The following is a 17,200-nucleotide window of genomic DNA, read 5'->3' on the forward strand; positions in this document are numbered from 1 at the left end:
TCTAATTCCTCACTAAAATATGTTTAGATTCTGATCTAAAACGATTTCTAATATTTACAGCGTACGATTTTTCGTATTCGTGAACAATACGAGAACCATATAACTCTTCTGTTAATGATGTTTTGCCAATAACCATTAAAGCAGGAGTATGCAAATTATTAAAATCTTCTGCTAACTTTCGGTGCATTTCTTCAGAAAAGCCACTATCCATCTCTATATTTCCATAATCATTAAATACACAATCATATGGAGGATCTAAAAATATAAAATCATTAGAATTAGCTTTATTAAAAATTTCAGAATAATCATAATTATAAATATCTGTATTTTTTAATAATTCAATATGCTCATCAGTAATTAATTTAGTATTAAAATTTTTATACCTCCCATAAGGTACATTAAACTTTCCTTGTGCATTATGGCGAATCATCCCCGAATAAGACGTTTTATTAATAAAATAATAAATAGTAGCTGGATTATATTCCATTAATAAATCACCATTAAACATTTCTCTCATTTTATAATAGAGGTCTTCATTATCATCGTGCACTCTTAAATTGGGAGCTAATTTTTTTAAATACTCAAATTTTTCCCTATTATTTTCATAAATGCACTGCAATTCTTCCAGTTCTTTGCGCACTTGTTGATGATGCGACTGAAGATTAGCATAAAAAGAAATTAAATTTTCATTAATATCATTAATAATAGAATTCTTTTTTCCTAACTCAAAAAACATTGCTCCACCACCTAAAAACGGCTCGATATATCTGCCCGTGAAATTAGGAATAAACGGTAAAATTTCTGATAGTTCTTTTGATTTTCCACCACGATATTTTAAAATAGGTTTCATCACATTATGACCTGTCTATAAAAGAAAATTTTAGCCAATTATAGCTGTTTTTTAAAAAAAAATATTATCTAAAAATCTACAACTCACTCCTAAAACAACCCCGCCACATACCCCACACTCCTATCCCGTTTCCCCAACAACTCCGGCTGGCAGATTTCCACCAGAGAGCAGGATTTGCAGCGTTTGCCGTAGTCGGGCGGTGGGGTTTGTCCGCTTTCCAGTAATTCACGGACGGCGGCGATGGTGGCGAGTGTTTGGGCGCGCAGGTCGTCTGAAAACACGATGGGGACGTGGTGGCGGGTTTGCATATACCACAGCGCGCCCTCAGAGACGATTTGCCCCGTCATTTCTTCCAAGCACAAACCTTGGGCGCAAAGCTGAATTTCGTCCATCGGGTCGGGTTTTGGCTTGCCGCGTTTGTATTCCACAGGTTTCAGACGACCTGTTTTTGTATCCACTTCCACCAAATCCAACACGCCGCCGATGCCCAGTTTTTCCGCCGATACATGCACCGTCCGCTCAAAGCGCACACCCTTGCGTGTTTCCAGCTCGCCCGAATCCACCCGCTCATGCAACGCCTTGCCCTGCGCGGTCAAATAGTTCTCCGCCCACGCCTGCTCGTTGTGAATCAACGCACATTGGCGCGGACAAAAGGCGTAGTGTTGCAGGGCAGAAAGGGGAATCAGGCGCGTCTCCTGATTTTCCCCTTGGCTTTCGGTTAAAAGTGCGGTCATTTTTAGCCTAATTTACGCAGCAGCTTGGTTTCGCCAAGATTTTGATCGTCCACGCTGACAAGGTAGTCGTCAAAACTCCTTGCTACTTCCACTCCGTCTTTTTTAGCAACCTGAATGCGTTTGAAGAGGCTGTCGGCAGGTGTGTCGCCTAGATTATTGCTGTGTTCAAACACATAGAGTCCGCGAGCATTCATTTGTCCGCGTGCGGCGGAATGGTCGTGATCGAACATATTGACGAGTGCCTGCCAAAACAGCTCTAAATCGTTTTCGGAAAAGCCTGTTTGTTTGGCGAAATGGGCAGAAATGAAGCCGTGGCAGCGGTATAGGCCGTAGGGGACAGTGAATTTGCGACCCATAGTGCGGTTGTCGCCGGTTTCGCTGGCATCTTTTTCGTTGGTAACCGCCATGCGGGTAATGCTGTGTTCTAGGGTCATGATAGGGTCTATGGAACGAGAGAAGGTCAGCTGCACGGGACCGCGCACTTGTCCTGCATTTTTGCCGGTAGTCATCACTGCTCCGAATGTGCGGATGTCGTAATAACGACTGCACATGTATTGGCGGGCGGCTTCGGTTTTCTCACCTTTTTCTTTGCCTTTTACGTTTTCTTGCTCGTGGGCTTCGTCAATCAGGTTGTTCAAAATGCCTTTTTCCCGGATAAAGATGTCGTGGTGCTCGCTGTTTTGGGTCATTTGGATAAAGTTGCGGACTTTGCGTTTCAGGCAAACATCGGTTACCAAACCTTCGCCGGTTTGCGGGTCGATACGCGGCAGGTTGCCTGCGTCGGGATCGCCGTTAGGGTTGCCGTCTTGCACGTCAAATAAAAAGACAAAGTCGTAGCGTTTTTCAATAGTCATGATATTTGCTCCTGTTTAATTTGTTTCAGTTGAGTTGGATTGGAAAAAATCTTGTTTTTGGTGGTAATAACCGATCCCAAATAAAACTTGATGATTAATATCCAAATGATTAGGGAAATTATCTATTTTTCCGATAATTTCTTGAAAAAGTTTTTCTAAAAAAATTCGTTTTCCCCTGTATTTTTCCGTATTCAGTTTACTAAGATGATGTTTAGACAAACGAATCAAAGTACCGAATACGGCAATCGGCGTACTGCTTGCCGAACCGAAATAGCGGTCGGCAATGGTGGCGTTCAAGCCGGGATTGGCTTCGGCCTGTGTTTTTTCCAGTACGGCAAACAGCCGCCCCAGCACATAGCCGATGTCTTGACGGTTTCTATCTAAGCTCATAGTTAGCTCCTTCATGTTTTTCAGACGACCCGCGCGGATTGCGCGATTGATATAGGCTTTAAGTAAACTTGCTCTGCCATAAGTAATTTTCTGTTCCGCTTTATTACGCCGTAAAGCAGCCTGCAACAGGCTGACGGGTAAAACGCGGTTGTTAAGTGCGGCATCTGTTACTTGGGCGATTAGATCGGACGGCAGGTTTTCCATCTTGCCGTCCAACACCAAATTGCCCAGCAGGCGCGGTAGCGGCATATATTCGGGGTATGGCGAGTTTTCGCCACGCACCATCTGCAAATCGTCATACCATGCCGCAATGCTTTCGGATAAGGTAGCAACAGTGGTTTCGTACCAAAATCGGACGACAATGCGTGCGGAATTAGGAGACAAGCCTAAAAGGTAGAATTTTTCTTTGCTGTCTGGTTTTGTATATTTGCCGTTGTACAAGCTTTTATAAAGCGATTTGACAGCATCAATATGGGCATCGGGCTTGTCTTTACCGCCCCCGTTAATCAGCGAGGCAATACTTTCTTCCAACGGAGTAGGTTTTGCGCTCCAACATACGGCCGTTACATCACCGATACGGAATCGGTTTTCGCTAGCAAGCAGGGTATTTAAGGCTGTGGTGTACTCGAACATGGCTTGTTCGCCCACAGGAAAGATAAAGCCTTGCTCTTTATCGTATGATTCGAAAGCCGACAAATTCACTGATGTAAATGGGGCAGGCTTTGCGTTCACACCTTTCACGGCGTTATGCAGCCGCGCAATCGGTGCAGCTTTGCCCGTTACCAGGCAAATGCCTTTTTGGACATTATCGGATTGCGTTTGATTTGCTTGACTCACATATGCCCGCACCGCCTTTGACTGACAAACCAAATCCACCGCTTCGTCTACCAGGCGGAAGCTGAGATTACAGCCTTTGACTTTGGCACATTCCGCCCAATTTGCGGCCTGCATGACTTTGCTTTTTTCTTCCGCAGAAGCCAGAAAGGCGGCAACGGCGGCAACACCTGCATCATCGGGCAACGCCTGTTTCAATTCGTTTACATTGGCAGTAAAGCTGGCATGCTGTTTATCTGCCTGCTCCTGCCCTTTTTCTCCGGCATAGGCAAGCACATAACCGTAGTGATCCCACAATAAATTGCTTACTTCGTAGGATTTTGAACCGCTCCTGCCCAAGCCTTTCGGCACTAAAAAAGTGTGGGCAACTTTTTTCTTATTTTTCAACTCGCGGGTATCTTCAAGCTGAATAAATTTGCCCTGTTTGTCTATAACAATAATGAACGGGATTGCTTTGTTTTCAAACCCTTCCGGGGCAACACCACCATCGCTTTCGGCTTTGCGTTGGTAGTATTGGGTGAGTGCGTGCAGAATCATCGTTTCACCTCCTCGCTATTAGCTGGGGGCACGGTAATTACGCCATTTATCGCTTTGCATTGGTAAAACATAGGTTCGGCGTTATTGGAATCGCGCGGGTCGGATTTGCTGAAATCCATGTCGTACAGCATAAAGCCGAAATCTTGGGTGATGTCTTCGCGCGGCAAACCGTCTTCAACCTTTTCAAGCAGCCTGAAATGGCAGGGAAACTCTCGGCAACCCAAATAAGGCTGATGAAAATACTGCCCTTTTTTTGCGCGCCGTTTGAACATTTCGGCAAATTTGACATAGTTGTCGCCCTCGCCTGCTTCACTTGTCATGTCAAAATCGGCGTGGATGCGATAGGCAACGTCTTTCAGCAGCATGGATGCGCGCTGCTGGCGGTTGTCTTCAATATAGAGCGAGCCGCTACGTTCACTCATTTTGGTTCCCACTTCGTTACGGCGGATATTCGTCCACTGAATCGGTTTCAGGATTTCTATCTTCAAGACTCGCCAGCGAATTGCCGGCTTCCACAATATCGCCATTAAAATGTTTCTGGCGGCAGACGGCGTGATAACGGAGTAACTTACCCTTTCTACTTTTAGCTCAGGCCTAGTGAAGCATGCCAAATCACCGCTGATTTCTAAGATAAAACTCATATCATCTCCTTATTGCTTTCATTTCATAAAACCGAATTTTCAGGTAGCCAAGCTGCATCGTCAAAATCCGCGCCAAGCACGGCTTTGTAATAGCCCTTATCCAACACCAGCAATCCTGCCCTAGAAAAAACCGCATGTGCAGGCAGCTTTTTCAGTTCGTGTTCGTACACCGTTATCGTGTAACGTTGCAGCTTGCGGTAAACCCATTTGTGTTTGAGTGGATCGCTTTCTAAAAATTTGAACCAACTTTCAAACGGCTCGGGCAGCGGTGGACTGTCAGTTTGCCCGAAGGAGTTGTCAGTCGGCTGAGGAAAGCGTTGTTTGTCCAAAACATCCTGCCATTCTGAAACTTCCACGCCGTCCAAATGTCGTCTGAAAAAATCGTCCAACTCGTTTGCTTTGATAATTTGCGGAATGCCATCTTCTTCCCAATGAGCCAATAGGATAAACGGCACAACGAGTGCCACGCCTTGGTTATCAATCAGGCGGAAACGTTCGGCTGCGGTGCGGAATTTGATTGCCAGCGGATTTTCATTTGATGCTTCTGCCGTCAAAAGCGTTGCGATACCGTGTTTATCCACATCACCTTTGCCGTTGAATCGGCGGAAATATTCGGCAAATGCCAACGGGGAAAGCGGGTCGTCAAGCAGCCCTGCTTTCAGCATCTCTTCGGTAATGTCCTGCCCCTGTTTCAGGCTGCCGCTGGGCGCGCCTTCTTCGGCACGGAATACGACTACTTCACCCAACTGCGGCAGTTTGCCTTCACGGTTGCACCGCCCCGCCGCTTGGGCAATGCTGTCCAGCCCTGCCATCGCCCGATAAACGCAAGGGAAATCCAAATCCACGCCGGCTTCAATCAACTGCGTGCTGACCAGCCATAAAGGCTTGTGCAGGCTGCCTGCGCTATACAGTGCCAAATATCGGCGAACCAACGCAATGACTTCGCTGCGGTGTGTGGCGCACATATTGGCAGACAAATGTAGCTTGATTCCGTTAGAAGGCAGGGCGGTAAAGAGTTTTTGGGCGTGTTTTCGCGTATTGACTACCGCCAAAACACACGGACGCTCGGCGATTTCATCGGCAATTTCCTGCCAGCTTTGAGCTTCGTCGTTTGGCAGCGGCATTTTGATGCAGACGCGGCGCAGTTTTTCCGATAAGGCAATTTTGTCTGCCACAATCTCGCGCACGTCCGGCAGGCCTTCCAAAATGGTGCGGCCGAATGCGTCGATATTTTTGCCAAGTTCAGGCTGAGTTGCCGTGCACAGCACAAAGGTAACGCCGTAATCGCGAGCCAACACCCGCATCATGTCGGTAATCGGCTTTTGGAAATCGCGCGGAAGCTGCTGGGCTTCATCCAAAATCACCACGCTATCGGCAATATTGTGAATCTTACGGCAACGGCTGGTTTTCGCCGCAAACAGGCTTTCAAACAGTTGCACGTTAGTGGTAACAACCAGCGGCGCGTCCCAATTTTCCGTAGTAAGACGAGTTTTCGCTGTTTCCTTATCTTCTTTCACTTCTAAATTGCTGTGGTGTTCTAAAACCACATCATCGCCTAATGCTTTGCAGAAAACATTGGCGTTCTGCTCGATAATACTGGTGAAAGGAATAGCATAGATAATACGTTTTTTGCCAAATTTCAGTGCGTGTTTTAAAGCGAACCCCAAGCTCGCTAAAGTTTTACCGCCGCCGGTCGGCACGGTTAAAGAAAACAAAGTGCGGTCCGTTTCTGCGGCAGAAAAACATTGCTGCAAAATGGCATGGCGTTCTTGGTTTAAAGATGAGTTTTTATCTGCTTTTTCTAAAAGTTGCGCCATATATTGCTCATATCTTCGGTGCAACTCATCCAAACCGAGAAATTTCGGGCGCAATCCGGCAGCCAGCGCGGCATCTGCATCGGCGTAACCGTTCATAAAGGCTTCGGTATCCAAAAAATCGGCATCCACCAAGCAGGAAAAGAGAAAACGCAGCCAAATATGCAGCTCTTCCAGCTTTGCCCCGTCTTTCCAAAATGCAAAAAAATCCCGCTTCAGATCATCATCTGATAACGGGAAAAAATCTTCAGACAAACCACTTTCCACCAAACCCGACAAAGATACCGCCAACTCGTCATCCGCCTGTTGCAGACGGCGTTTCAGGCTGCCTTTGTCATACCAATCTGCCAGCCCGGCATGATGCCCGGCAATCAAATACGCCAGCAAATGCCCAAAAAACGGATTGAGGTGATCTACTGCATATTTGGCACCGGCAGTGGAATGCGGAATTTTGCGCAACTTGGTAGATTCGACATCTTCCAAATGGGCATTTTCTTTTTCAAAACCGGATGCATTACGGATATATTTCTGAAAAGCTTCCTGAAATTTCCCCAAATCGTGCAAAAGCCCCGCATATTCGGCAAACAACGCCCCGTAACGCCCTGCAAAACGCTTGGCGAGTTGGGCGACTTTTTGCAGGTGGTCTTGCAGGGGATGGGGATGCCAATTTCCTGATGCGTCTTGGCGGACATGGGCTATATAGTCGAAATTCACATCGATTCTCCAAATTTAAAACGCGCAAAATTTAACGAACAAGCCATATAAATGGCTCGAAGTGTTGAAAAATCGAAAATCTGTGGAATGAGCTCGTCTGAAAGTCTTTGTCAGGCTTTCAGACGGCATTTTGATCATCAAGTAACGCTTTATCAGGCTTTTTTATTGTTCAACGCGGCTTTGACAAACGCGGTAAACAAAGGATGCCCTTTGCGCGGGTTTGAAGTGAATTCGGGATGGAACTGACAGGCGAAGAACCAAGGGTGGTTCGGCAGTTCGATGGTTTCGACCAAGCGTTCGCGTCCGGCAGATACGCCGCCGATGACCAAGCCTGCTTTTTCCAACTGAGGAACATAGTTGTTGTTGACTTCGTAGCGGTGGCGGTGGCGTTCGCGGATGTGTTTGCTGCCGTAGATTTTGGCGGCGAGGCAGCCTGCTTTCAATTCGACTTCTTGCGCGCCCAAACGCATGGTGCCGCCCAAATCGGCGGATTCGTCGCGGGTTTCGACGCTGCCATCGGCGGTTTGCCATTCGTCAATCAGGGCGACGACGGGGGCGACGCATTTCAAGTCAAACTCGGTGGAGTTCGCGCCTTTCAAGCCTGCCACGTCGCGGGCGTATTCGATCAGCGCAATCTGCATACCGAGGCAGATGCCCAAATATGGCACGTTGTTTTCGCGGGCGTAGCGCACGGCGGCGATTTTGCCTTCCACGCCGCGCGAACCGAAACCGCCGGGAACGAGGATGGCGTCCATGTCTTTAAGCATGGAAACATCACCCTTGTTTTTCTCGATGTTTTCGCTGTCGACAAAGGTAATCTGCACGTCGGTTTCGGTGTGGATGCCCGCGTGTTTCAAGGCTTCAATCAATGATTTGTAGGATTCGGTCAAATCAACGTATTTGCCGACCATCGCGATTTTGACGGTGTGTTTCGGGTTTTGGATAGCGTGGACGATTTTTTTCCACGCGGTCAAATCCGCCTGCTGCACGTTAAGCTGCAACTGCTCGGTAATAATGTTGTCGATGCCTTGGTCGTGCAGCATTTCGGGGCATTCGTAGATGCTGTCCACATCGTAGCTGCCGACAATCGCGCGTTCTTCCACGTTGCAGAACAAGGCGATTTTGCGGCGTTCGTCCGCAGGCATTGTCCTGTCCATACGACAAATCAGGATGTCGGGTTGCAAACCGATGCTCAACATTTCTTTAACGGTATGCTGGGTCGGCTTGGTTTTGATTTCGCCTGCGGCGGCGATGTAGGGGACGTAGCTCAAGTGGGCGAACAGGGTGTTGTTGCGTCCCAACTGGCTGCGCATCTGGCGGATGGCTTCCAAAAACGGCAGCGATTCGATGTCTCCGACCGTGCCGCCGATTTCGACAATCGCCACATCGTAACCTGCCGCGCCTTCGTGGATGCGGCGTTTGATTTCGTCGGTAATGTGCGGGATGACTTGAACCGTACCACCGAGGTAGTCGCCACGGCGTTCTTTGGCGATAACGTTTTCGTACACCTGCCCCGTGCTGAAGCTGTTGCGGCGGGTCATGGTGGAATCGATGAAACGTTCGTAGTGTCCCAAGTCGAGGTCGGTTTCCGCGCCGTCGTCGGTTACGAACACTTCGCCGTGTTGAAACGGGCTCATCGTGCCGGGATCGACGTTGATATAAGGATCGAGCTTGAGCATGGTAACGTTCAAGCCGCGCGATTCGAGGATGGCGGCAATAGAAGCGGCGGCGATACCTTTACCCAGTGAGGAGACAACGCCGCCGGTGACGAAAATGAATTTGGTCATGATGGAATACCCATATTGGAATGCGTGATTTTAACGTGAAGCGCGCGGTTCTGGCAAACAGGCGGATGCCGTCTGAACGGTGGACGGCTGTTTTCAGACGGCATCTTTTCTTTATTTCCCGGTACTTTGGCGCAACTCGCGACGCAGAATTTTGCCAACGTTGGACTTGGGCAACTCGTCGCGGAATTCGATATTTTTCGGTACTTTATATGCGGTTAATTCGGTGCGGCAAAAGGCGATAAGTTCTTCTTTGGTCAATGACGGGTCTTTTTTGACGACGAATACTTTGAGGGCTTCTCCGGTTTTTTCGTCGGGAACGCCGATACAGGCGACTTCCATCACTTTGCCGTGATGCGCGATGACTTCCTCGATTTCGTTCGGATAAACATTAAAACCAGAAACAACAATGAGGTCTTTCTTACGGTCAACCAGCTTCAACCAGCCTTTTTCGTCCATGACGGCAATATCGCCGGTTTCCAAGAAACCGCGCGCGTCTATGGCTTTAGCGGTTTCTTCGGGACGGTTCCAGTAGCCTTGCATCACTTGAGGGCCTTTTACCCACAATTCGCCCGGCTGCCCGACGGGGACTTCTTTGCCGTTTGCGTCGCGCAATTCTACTTCGGTGGACGAGACGGGCAAACCGATGCTGCCGCTGTATGATTCGATGTTTAAGGGGTTGCAGCACACGCCTGGACTGGCTTCGGTCAGACCGTAGGCTTCGACAATAGGCGTACCGGTAATTTTTTTCCATTTTTCGGCAACGGCTTTTTGGGTCGCCATACCGCCGCCCAAAGTCAGTCGCAATCCTGAAAAATCGACTTCGGCAAAATCAGGACGGTTAACCATCGCGTTAAACAGTGTGTTTACGCCGATAAATACATTAACCCGCTGTTTTTTCAGTTCTCCGATAAAGCCTTTCATATCGCGCGGGTTGGTAATCAGGATGATTTTTGAGCCGGCATTGGCAAAAATCATCAGATTCACGGTTAAAGCGAAAATATGGTACAGCGGCAGGGCGGCGATAACGGTTTCTTTTCCCTCGCGCAACTGGTTTTTAATCCATTCTTTTGCCTGAAGCATATTGGCGCAGATGTTGCCGTGGCTCAGCACCGCGCCTTTGGCAACGCCCGTCGTGCCGCCCGTGTATTGCAACAGCGCGGTATCTTCGCGGTTTAATGCGACAGGTTGGAAAACGTGCTTCGCCCCCTCTTTCAATGCCGCCTGAAAGGAAATGGTTTCCCGAATACGGTATTCGGGCACCATTTTCTTGATTTTTCGGATGATGAAATTGATCAGCGAACCTTTAAGCAGCCCGAACATTTCGCCGACGGAGGCGACGATGACGTGTTTGATTTGCGTGCGCGGCAGCACCAGCTCCAGCGTGTTGGCGAAATTTTCCAAAACGATGATGGCGGTCGCGCCGCTGTCTTTCAGCTGATGCTCCAACTCGCGCGGTGTATAGAGCGGATTGGTGTTCACCGCCACCAAACCTGCCTGCAAAATACCGAAAAGGGCAATCGGGTATTGCAATACGTTCGGCATCATAATGGCAACACGTTCGCCGCGCGGCAGCTTGAGGACGTTTTGCAGATAAGAGGCGAAATCAGTCGCCAGTTTGCCGGTTTCGGCATAAGTCAGCGTTTTGCCCATATTTTGAAAAGCGGGCAGCCTGGCAAATTTTTCCACGCTTTGGCGGAATACATCGCTGATGGAATTGTATTGCGTGATGTCGATTTCGGCACTGACGCCCTTCTCGTAACTGTCTAACCAGATTTTTTCCATAGGTATCGGTCTTTAAAGTGGAATTGAGCGGAACAATGCCGTCTGAAAACCGTTTCAGACGGCATAAGTTTTATCGTGTGATGATGACGGGTTTGTCGGTCGTTTGGATGATACCGCCGCCCAAACAGATGTCGCCGTCGTACAGCACGGCAGACTGACCCGGCGTAACCGCCCATTGCGGTTCGTCAAACACCAGCTCGGCGGTTTCATCATCCAAATATCGCAATTCGCAAGGCGCGTCCGCCATACGGTAACGCGTTTTGCAGGTATAACGCCCTGCTTTCGGGCGTTCGGGCAGCGTGAAACTCAAATCGTTCATCACAAGGCTGCGGGTATAGAGCAGCGGATGGTCGTGTCCTTGCACGACAATCAGTTCGTTTTTCGTCAAATCTTTAGCCGCAACAAACCACGGTTCGCCCCCGCCGCCGATGCCCAAACCTTTGCGCTGACCCAATGTGTAAAACATCAGCCCAACGTGTTCGCCGACGGTTTTCCCTTCGGGCGTAACCATTTTGCCGTTGTTGGTCGGCAGGTATTTTTGCAGGAACTCGCGGAACGGACGCTCGCCGATGAAACAGATGCCCGTGCTGTCTTTTTTGGCAGCGGTCGGCAGTTTGAACTCGGCGGCAAGGCGGCGTACTTCGGGTTTTTCCAAACAGCCCAACGGGAAAATCGCGCGTTCGAGTTGGAAAGGTTTAAGGCGGTAGAGGAAATAGCTTTGGTCTTTGTTTCGATCCAAACCTTTGAGCAGGTAATGCACGCCGTTGCGAACTTCTTTGCGCGCATAGTGTCCGGTGGCGATGGTATCCGCGCCCTGCCCTACGGCGTAGTCCAAAAAGCATTTGAATTTGATTTCGGCATTGCACAACACATCAGGATTCGGCGTGCGCCCCGCACTGTATTCCTTTAGAAAATAAGCAAAGACTTTGTCTTTATATTGCGCGGCGAAATTAACGATGTCGATATCGATGCCGACAATATCGGCAACGGCGATGGCATCGAACGAATCCTGTTTGATGCTGCAATATTCGTCGTTGTCGTCGTCCTCCCAGTTTTGCATGAATACACCGCGCACTTGATAACCCTGCTGCTTGAGCAGGGCGGCAGTTACGGAAGAATCGACACCGCCGGAAAGCCCGACGATGATATTGGAAGGGTTTGCTGTCGTATTCATGCGTAGAATATGGTTGGAAACGGCGGTTTTTAAAGGCGGATTTTAACACATTTTAAAGGCGGTCATAAAAATGCCGTCTGAAAGCCCGGGCTTTTTCAGACGGCATTTCAAATATTTTCAGCAGATTAGTGCTGATGCGCTTCGCCATGGTGATGACCGTGGTCCATTGCCGGCATCGGCGCGGTTTTGACTTCCAGTTGGACGGTTTGCGCTTTGGCGTTTTTAAATTTCAGGGTAACGGGAATTTTATCGCCCTCTTTTAATTGTTTTTTCAAACCCATAAACATGACATGATAGCTGCCGGGTTTGAGCTCAGTAACGGATTTCGCCTCCAAAGGCACGCCGCCTTCGACTTCGCGCATACGCATCACGCCGTTGTCGTTGATATGGGTATGCACTTCGACGCGGTCGGCAACAGGGCTGCTTCCGCCGAGCAAAAAGTCTTGTTTGGCTTCGTCGTTGTGGATTTTCATGAACGCACCGCCCATTTTCATACCTTCGACAGTGGTGCGCGCCCAGCCGTCCTCGACGTGGACTCCGGCGGCGGAAACCGCACCTGCCAAACCTGCCATCATCACGGCTGCCAATAATTTTTTCATCTTTCTGCTCCTTGAATATCAGACGGGGAATGTGCTTAATCTTACATACAAATACTGCTCGGAAATTTGATGTAGATTAAGTGAGTAATAAATACTACATACTAATCCCAAAGGATTACAAATCCTGCTGCAAGCTTTTTACCCGAACAGGGCGGACAGCCAAACCGCCGCCAACATCAGCATGGCGAACAATTGTGCGGCAGAACCTGCGTCTTTGGCACGTTTGGCCAGCTCGTGTTTTTCAGTCGAAGTATGATCGACGGCGGCTTCGACGGCAGTGTTGAACAGTTCGACAATGACCGACACAAAAGACGCGATAATCAACGGCAGGCGGAGGGACGTTTCGGAAACCCAAAAAAATGCCGCGCACACCAGCAGCGCGTTCAGCCACAAAACCTGACGGAATGCCGCTTCGTAACGGTAGGCGGCGGCAATGCCGTCTATCGAATAGCCGAACGCGTTGATGACGCGCCTGATGCCGCCTTTGCCTTTTTTTTCTGCCGCGTAGGAGGAAGGTTCCATCGGTATCCTTTCAAAATGTTCTCAATATAGTGGATTAACAAAAACCAGTACGGCGTTGCCTCGCCTTAGCTCAAAGAGAACGATTCTCTAAGGTGCTGAAGCACCAAGTGAATCGGTTCCGTACTATTTGTACTGTCTGCGGCTTCGTCGCCTTGTCCTGATTTTTGTTAATCCACTATATATACCGTCTGAAAACGGGTCGGCGGGGTGTCCGTACGGTATTAAGCGCATCCCTGCCGGCTGAGAGAAAACCCTGCCTGCCCGATCAAACCAGGCGGTTGTGAAGCAAAAGCCTTTCAGACGGCATCGGTTTAACGTACCGACCACGCGGCAACGGCATCGGCAAACATTGCCGCCACGTCGAAACCTTTTTGTTTCATAATTTCTTGGAATCCGGTCGGGCTGGTTACGTTGACTTCGGTCAGGTTGCTGCCGATAACGTCCAAACCGGCTAGCAGGATGCCTCGCTGTTTAAGCTCGGGAGCCAGAGTCTCTGCAATTTCTCGGTCGCGTTCGCTCAATTCCTGCGCCACGCCGCGCCCGCCTGCCGCAAGGTTGCCGCGTGTTTCGCCGTTTTGCGGAATACGCGCCAAAGCATAGGGGACGACTTCGCCGCCGATAATCAGGATGCGTTTGTCGCCGTGTACGATTTCGGGAATGTAGCGTTGCGCCATGATGGTGCGGGAATCAAGCTGCATCAGGGTTTCGAGGATGCTGCCGATGTTGGGGTCTTTTTCGGTCAGGCGGAAAATGCCCATGCCGCCCATGCCGTCGAGCGGTTTGATGATGATGTCGCCGTGTTCTTTCAAAAATGCGCGGACATCGGCGGAACGGGTCGTTACCAGCGTGGGCGCGATAAAGCGGCTGAAGTTCAAAATCGCCAGTTTTTCATTGAAGTCACGCATCGCCTGTCCGCTGTTGAACACTTTCGCGCCCTGCTGTTCCGCCAGCGTCAGTAATTGGGTGGCGTAGAGGTATTGCATATCGAACGGCGGATCGGTACGCATAATCACGGCATCAAATGCTTTCAATGCCGTCTGAACTTTGTCGGAGGATTTGAACCACGCATGATCATCATCGGCTTTTGCACCCAAAAATTCAAATGCCGATGCCTGTGCCGTTACCAGACCGCCGTTTACAAACAATTCCCCGCTCAATGTGTGAAACAGTTGCCAGCCGCGTTTTGCCATCTCCCGCATCATTGCGTAGGTGGTGTCTTTGTAGGTTTTGAAACTTGCCATCGGGTCGGCGATAAAGAGGACTTTCATCATATTTTCTTTCCAGTGTGCCGAATGTGCCGCATTTCGCGGGTAAAGGAGAAATGCCGTCCGAACAATATTCAGACGGCAAGGATGGGGTTTTACTTAGGCTGCCAAGAATCTTTCAGCGTGACCGTGCGGTTGAACACCGGCGTGTCTTTGCCGTGGTCTTTGCGGTCGGTAACAAAATAGCCGATGCGCTCGAACTGCCAACGGCTTTCTGCCGGCAAATCTTTCGCGGCAGGCTCGGCGTAGGCGGTGATTTCCTTGACGGATTCAGGATTAAGGAAATCGGTGAACGGCAGGTATTCGCCGTCTTCGCCGCGCACGGCATCAGGACGCTCGACGGTAAAGAGGCGGTCGTACAGGCGGACTTTGATTTCGGCGGCGTGTTCGGCGGAAACCCAGTGAATCACGCCTTTGACTTTTCTGCCTTCGGGATTTTTGCCCAAAGTGTCGTGGTCGATGCTGCATTTGAGTTCGACCACATTGCCCGCCGCGTCTTTGACGACTTCGTCGCACTTGATGACATAGCCGTGGCGCAGGCGTACTTCGCCGCCGGGAATCAGGCGTTTGAAGCCTTTGGGCGGATTTTCGGCAAAGTCGTCGGCTTCGATGTAGATGGTTTGTGAAACAGGTACTTCGCGATCGCCCATTTTCTCGTGGTTCGGATGGAACGCGGCACGACGGCTTTGGGTTTTGCCGGCTTCAAAGTTGGTCAGGGTAACTTTGAGCGGGTTCAACACCGCCATCAGGCGCGGGGCGGAGTTTTCCAACTCTTCACGAATCGCGCCTTCCAACACGCTCATGTCGACGATGTTTTCAGATTTGGAAATACCGGCGCGTTTGGCAAACAGGCGCAGGCCTTCGGGCGTGTAGCCGCGGCGGCGCATACCGGAAATGGTCGGCATACGCGGATCGTCCCAGCCGGAAACGTGTTTTTCCACAACCAACTGATTCAATTTCCGTTTGGATGTGATGGTGTACAAAAGCTCCAAACGGGAAAACTCGTATTGGCGCGGACGCGTGGCGTGCGGTGCGGGGATGTTGTCCAGCACCCAGTCGTACAACGGACGGTGTGCTTCAAATTCGAGCGTACACAAGGAATGCGTGATGCCTTCGATGGCATCGGAAATGCAATGCGTGTAGTCGTACATCGGATAGATGCACCATTTGTCGCCGGTGTTGTGGTGATGGGCGCGGCGGATACGGTAGATGACCGGATCGCGCATATTGATGTTGCCCGAAGCCATGTCGATTTTCAGGCGCAGGGTTTTGCTGCCGTCGGGGAATTCGCCGTTTTTCATACGCGTGAACAGGTCGAGGTTTTCTTCGATACTGCGGTCGCGGTAAGGGCTGTTTTTGCCTGCTTCGGTCAGCGTACCACGGTATTCGCGCATTTCTTCAGGGGTCAAATCATCGACATACGCCTTGCCGTCTTTAATCAAACCGACGGCGTAATCATAGAGTCGGTCGAAATAGTTGGAAGCGAAACGCGGCTCGCCCGCCCAATGGAAACCGAGCCACTCGACGTCTTCTTTGATGGCGTTGACGTATTCGTCGTTTTCTTTTTCAGGGTTGGTATCGTCAAAACGCAGGTTGCACAAGCCGTCATAAATATACGCCAAACCGAAGTTCAGGCAGATGGATTTGGCGTGGCCGATGTGCAAATAGCCGTTGGGCTCGGGCGGGAAACGGGTTTGGATGGCTGTATGTTTACCGCTTTTGAGGTCTTCATCGATAATGGTGCGGATGAAATGGTTGTCCGCGAATTGGTCTTTATTGAGCATGGTTTTCTTCAAATGGATGGTTTCAGACGGCATAAATGTTATCGGGATGCCGTCTGAAGCGGTTTGATGATGTGTTTATTGTACCCGACTTGTGCGCTTTGACATAGCGTTCAGACGGCATCGGCAATCAGGCATTCCACCCCCGCCTCTTTCAGCATCTTCTGCATCGCGGTATCGGGCAGCCGGTCGGTAAATACTTTGTCAAACGCCGTAATGTCGCCAAGCCGGACCAGCGCGTTGCTGCGGAATTTGCTGTGGTCCACGCCGAGGAAGCGGACGCGCGCGTTGGCCATCATCGCCTGCATCACGCTGACTTCTTTGTAGTCGTCGTCCAAAAGCGAACCGTCGCTTTCCACGCCGTGCGTGCTCATCACGGCATAATCGACTTTGAACTGGTTGATAAAGTCGACGGTCGCCACGCCGGTAATGCCGCCGTCTAGGGGACGGACAACGCCGGATGTGATGATGACCGTGTAATCCGTCCGTGCCGAAGCAATCGAGGCGGCGTGGATATTGTTGGTAATTACCCTCAGGCTGCCGCGCCGCCTGACCAGCTCCGACACCACAGCCTCCATCGTCGTACCGATACTGACAAACAGCGACGAACCGTCGGGGATGTGTTCCGCAATCAGCTGGGCAATGGCGTTTTTCTCGTTTTGACACCGGGTTTGCCGGTCGGCGGGCAGACCCTCCGGCAAGTTTCCGCCCGAAGATGCGCCGCCGTGATGGCGTTTCAGGCTGCCGCCCTCCTCCAACTCGCGGATGTCGCGGCGTATCGTCTGCGGGGTAACGTCCAATGCGGCGGCAAGCTCGTCCACCGACATAAACTGATGCCGGCGGACAAGGCTTAAAACCTCTCCGTGCCTTTGGATTTTCGGTTTCATCGTTTTCTGCCTCCTTGCATCGGGATGCCGATTTT

At 50.2% G+C, this 17,200-nt stretch carries 14 protein-coding genes; all 14 read right to left on the reverse strand.

All coding sequences use genetic code 11. From position 1 onward, the window contains the following. Position 1: 1 nt before the first annotated feature. The 14 genes from Q9J80_RS04300 to Q9J80_RS04365 all read right to left on the reverse strand — a co-directional run bounded on the left by Q9J80_RS04300 (position 2) and on the right by Q9J80_RS04365 (position 17,165). Positions 2-850, reverse strand: a complete 849-nt coding sequence (locus tag Q9J80_RS04300) for a DNA adenine methylase (RefSeq protein WP_301669721.1) — start codon at positions 848-850, stop codon at positions 2-4. A gap of 89 nt (positions 851-939) precedes the next feature. Further along, the gene (cas4, locus tag Q9J80_RS04305; protein WP_301674126.1) at positions 940-1,584 is read right to left on the reverse strand and encodes a CRISPR-associated protein Cas4; all 645 of its coding nucleotides are present in this window, start codon (positions 1,582-1,584) and stop codon (positions 940-942) included. A 2-nt stretch (positions 1,585-1,586) separates the two neighbouring features. Further along, on the reverse strand, positions 1,587-2,438 hold the full coding sequence (gene cas7c / locus Q9J80_RS04310) for a type I-C CRISPR-associated protein Cas7/Csd2 (protein ID WP_301669671.1): 852 nt from the start codon (positions 2,436-2,438) through the stop codon (positions 1,587-1,589). 15 nt (positions 2,439-2,453) lie between these two features. Beyond that, positions 2,454-4,199 (reverse strand): type I-C CRISPR-associated protein Cas8c/Csd1, encoded by a 1,746-nt coding sequence (gene cas8c / locus Q9J80_RS04315; protein WP_301674125.1) that lies wholly within the window; start codon positions 4,197-4,199, stop codon positions 2,454-2,456. After that, on the reverse strand, positions 4,196-4,840 hold the full coding sequence (gene cas5c, locus Q9J80_RS04320; RefSeq protein WP_301674124.1) for a type I-C CRISPR-associated protein Cas5c: 645 nt from the start codon (positions 4,838-4,840) through the stop codon (positions 4,196-4,198). The genes cas8c and cas5c overlap by 4 nt, the downstream gene beginning before the upstream one ends. 23 nt (positions 4,841-4,863) lie before the next feature. Then, on the reverse strand, positions 4,864-7,368 hold the full coding sequence (gene cas3, locus Q9J80_RS04325) for a CRISPR-associated helicase Cas3' (protein WP_301669668.1): 2,505 nt from the start codon (positions 7,366-7,368) through the stop codon (positions 4,864-4,866). 152 nt (positions 7,369-7,520) lie between these two features. After that, positions 7,521-9,155, reverse strand: coding sequence for a CTP synthase (pyrG, locus tag Q9J80_RS04330; protein WP_301674123.1), 1,635 nt, complete (start codon positions 9,153-9,155; stop codon positions 7,521-7,523). A 111-nt stretch (positions 9,156-9,266) separates the two neighbouring features. Then, positions 9,267-10,937 (reverse strand): AMP-binding protein, encoded by a 1,671-nt coding sequence (locus Q9J80_RS04335; RefSeq protein WP_301674122.1) that lies wholly within the window; start codon positions 10,935-10,937, stop codon positions 9,267-9,269. Positions 10,938-11,007: 70 nt separating this feature from the next. Beyond that, positions 11,008-12,111: a tRNA 2-thiouridine(34) synthase MnmA gene (gene mnmA, locus Q9J80_RS04340; RefSeq protein ID WP_301674121.1), complete on the reverse strand. Its 1,104-nt coding sequence runs from the start codon at positions 12,109-12,111 to the stop codon at positions 11,008-11,010. A 125-nt stretch (positions 12,112-12,236) separates the two neighbouring features. Continuing rightward, entirely contained in the window at positions 12,237-12,710 is a 474-nt protein-coding gene (locus Q9J80_RS04345) for a copper chaperone PCu(A)C (RefSeq protein WP_301668544.1), read from the reverse strand. 138 nt (positions 12,711-12,848) lie between these two features. Further along, a complete protein-coding gene (locus Q9J80_RS04350; RefSeq protein WP_250314213.1) occupies positions 12,849-13,232 on the reverse strand; it encodes a diacylglycerol kinase in 384 nt (127 codons plus the stop codon). A gap of 311 nt (positions 13,233-13,543) precedes the next feature. After that, complete coding sequence (gene gshB / locus Q9J80_RS04355) at positions 13,544-14,500, reverse strand: glutathione synthase (RefSeq protein ID WP_301674203.1); 957 nt, start codon at positions 14,498-14,500, stop codon at positions 13,544-13,546. Positions 14,501-14,592: 92 nt separating this feature from the next. Beyond that, complete coding sequence (locus tag Q9J80_RS04360; protein ID WP_301674202.1) at positions 14,593-16,281, reverse strand: glutamine--tRNA ligase/YqeY domain fusion protein; 1,689 nt, start codon at positions 16,279-16,281, stop codon at positions 14,593-14,595. A gap of 110 nt (positions 16,282-16,391) precedes the next feature. Further along, positions 16,392-17,165 (reverse strand): DeoR/GlpR family DNA-binding transcription regulator, encoded by a 774-nt coding sequence (locus Q9J80_RS04365; protein WP_301674120.1) that lies wholly within the window; start codon positions 17,163-17,165, stop codon positions 16,392-16,394. Positions 17,166-17,200 lie beyond the last annotated feature (35 nt).

This window comes from Neisseria blantyrii, from assembly GCF_962747855.1.
In the GTDB taxonomy this organism is placed as follows: Bacteria; Pseudomonadota; Gammaproteobacteria; order Burkholderiales; family Neisseriaceae; genus Neisseria; species Neisseria viridiae.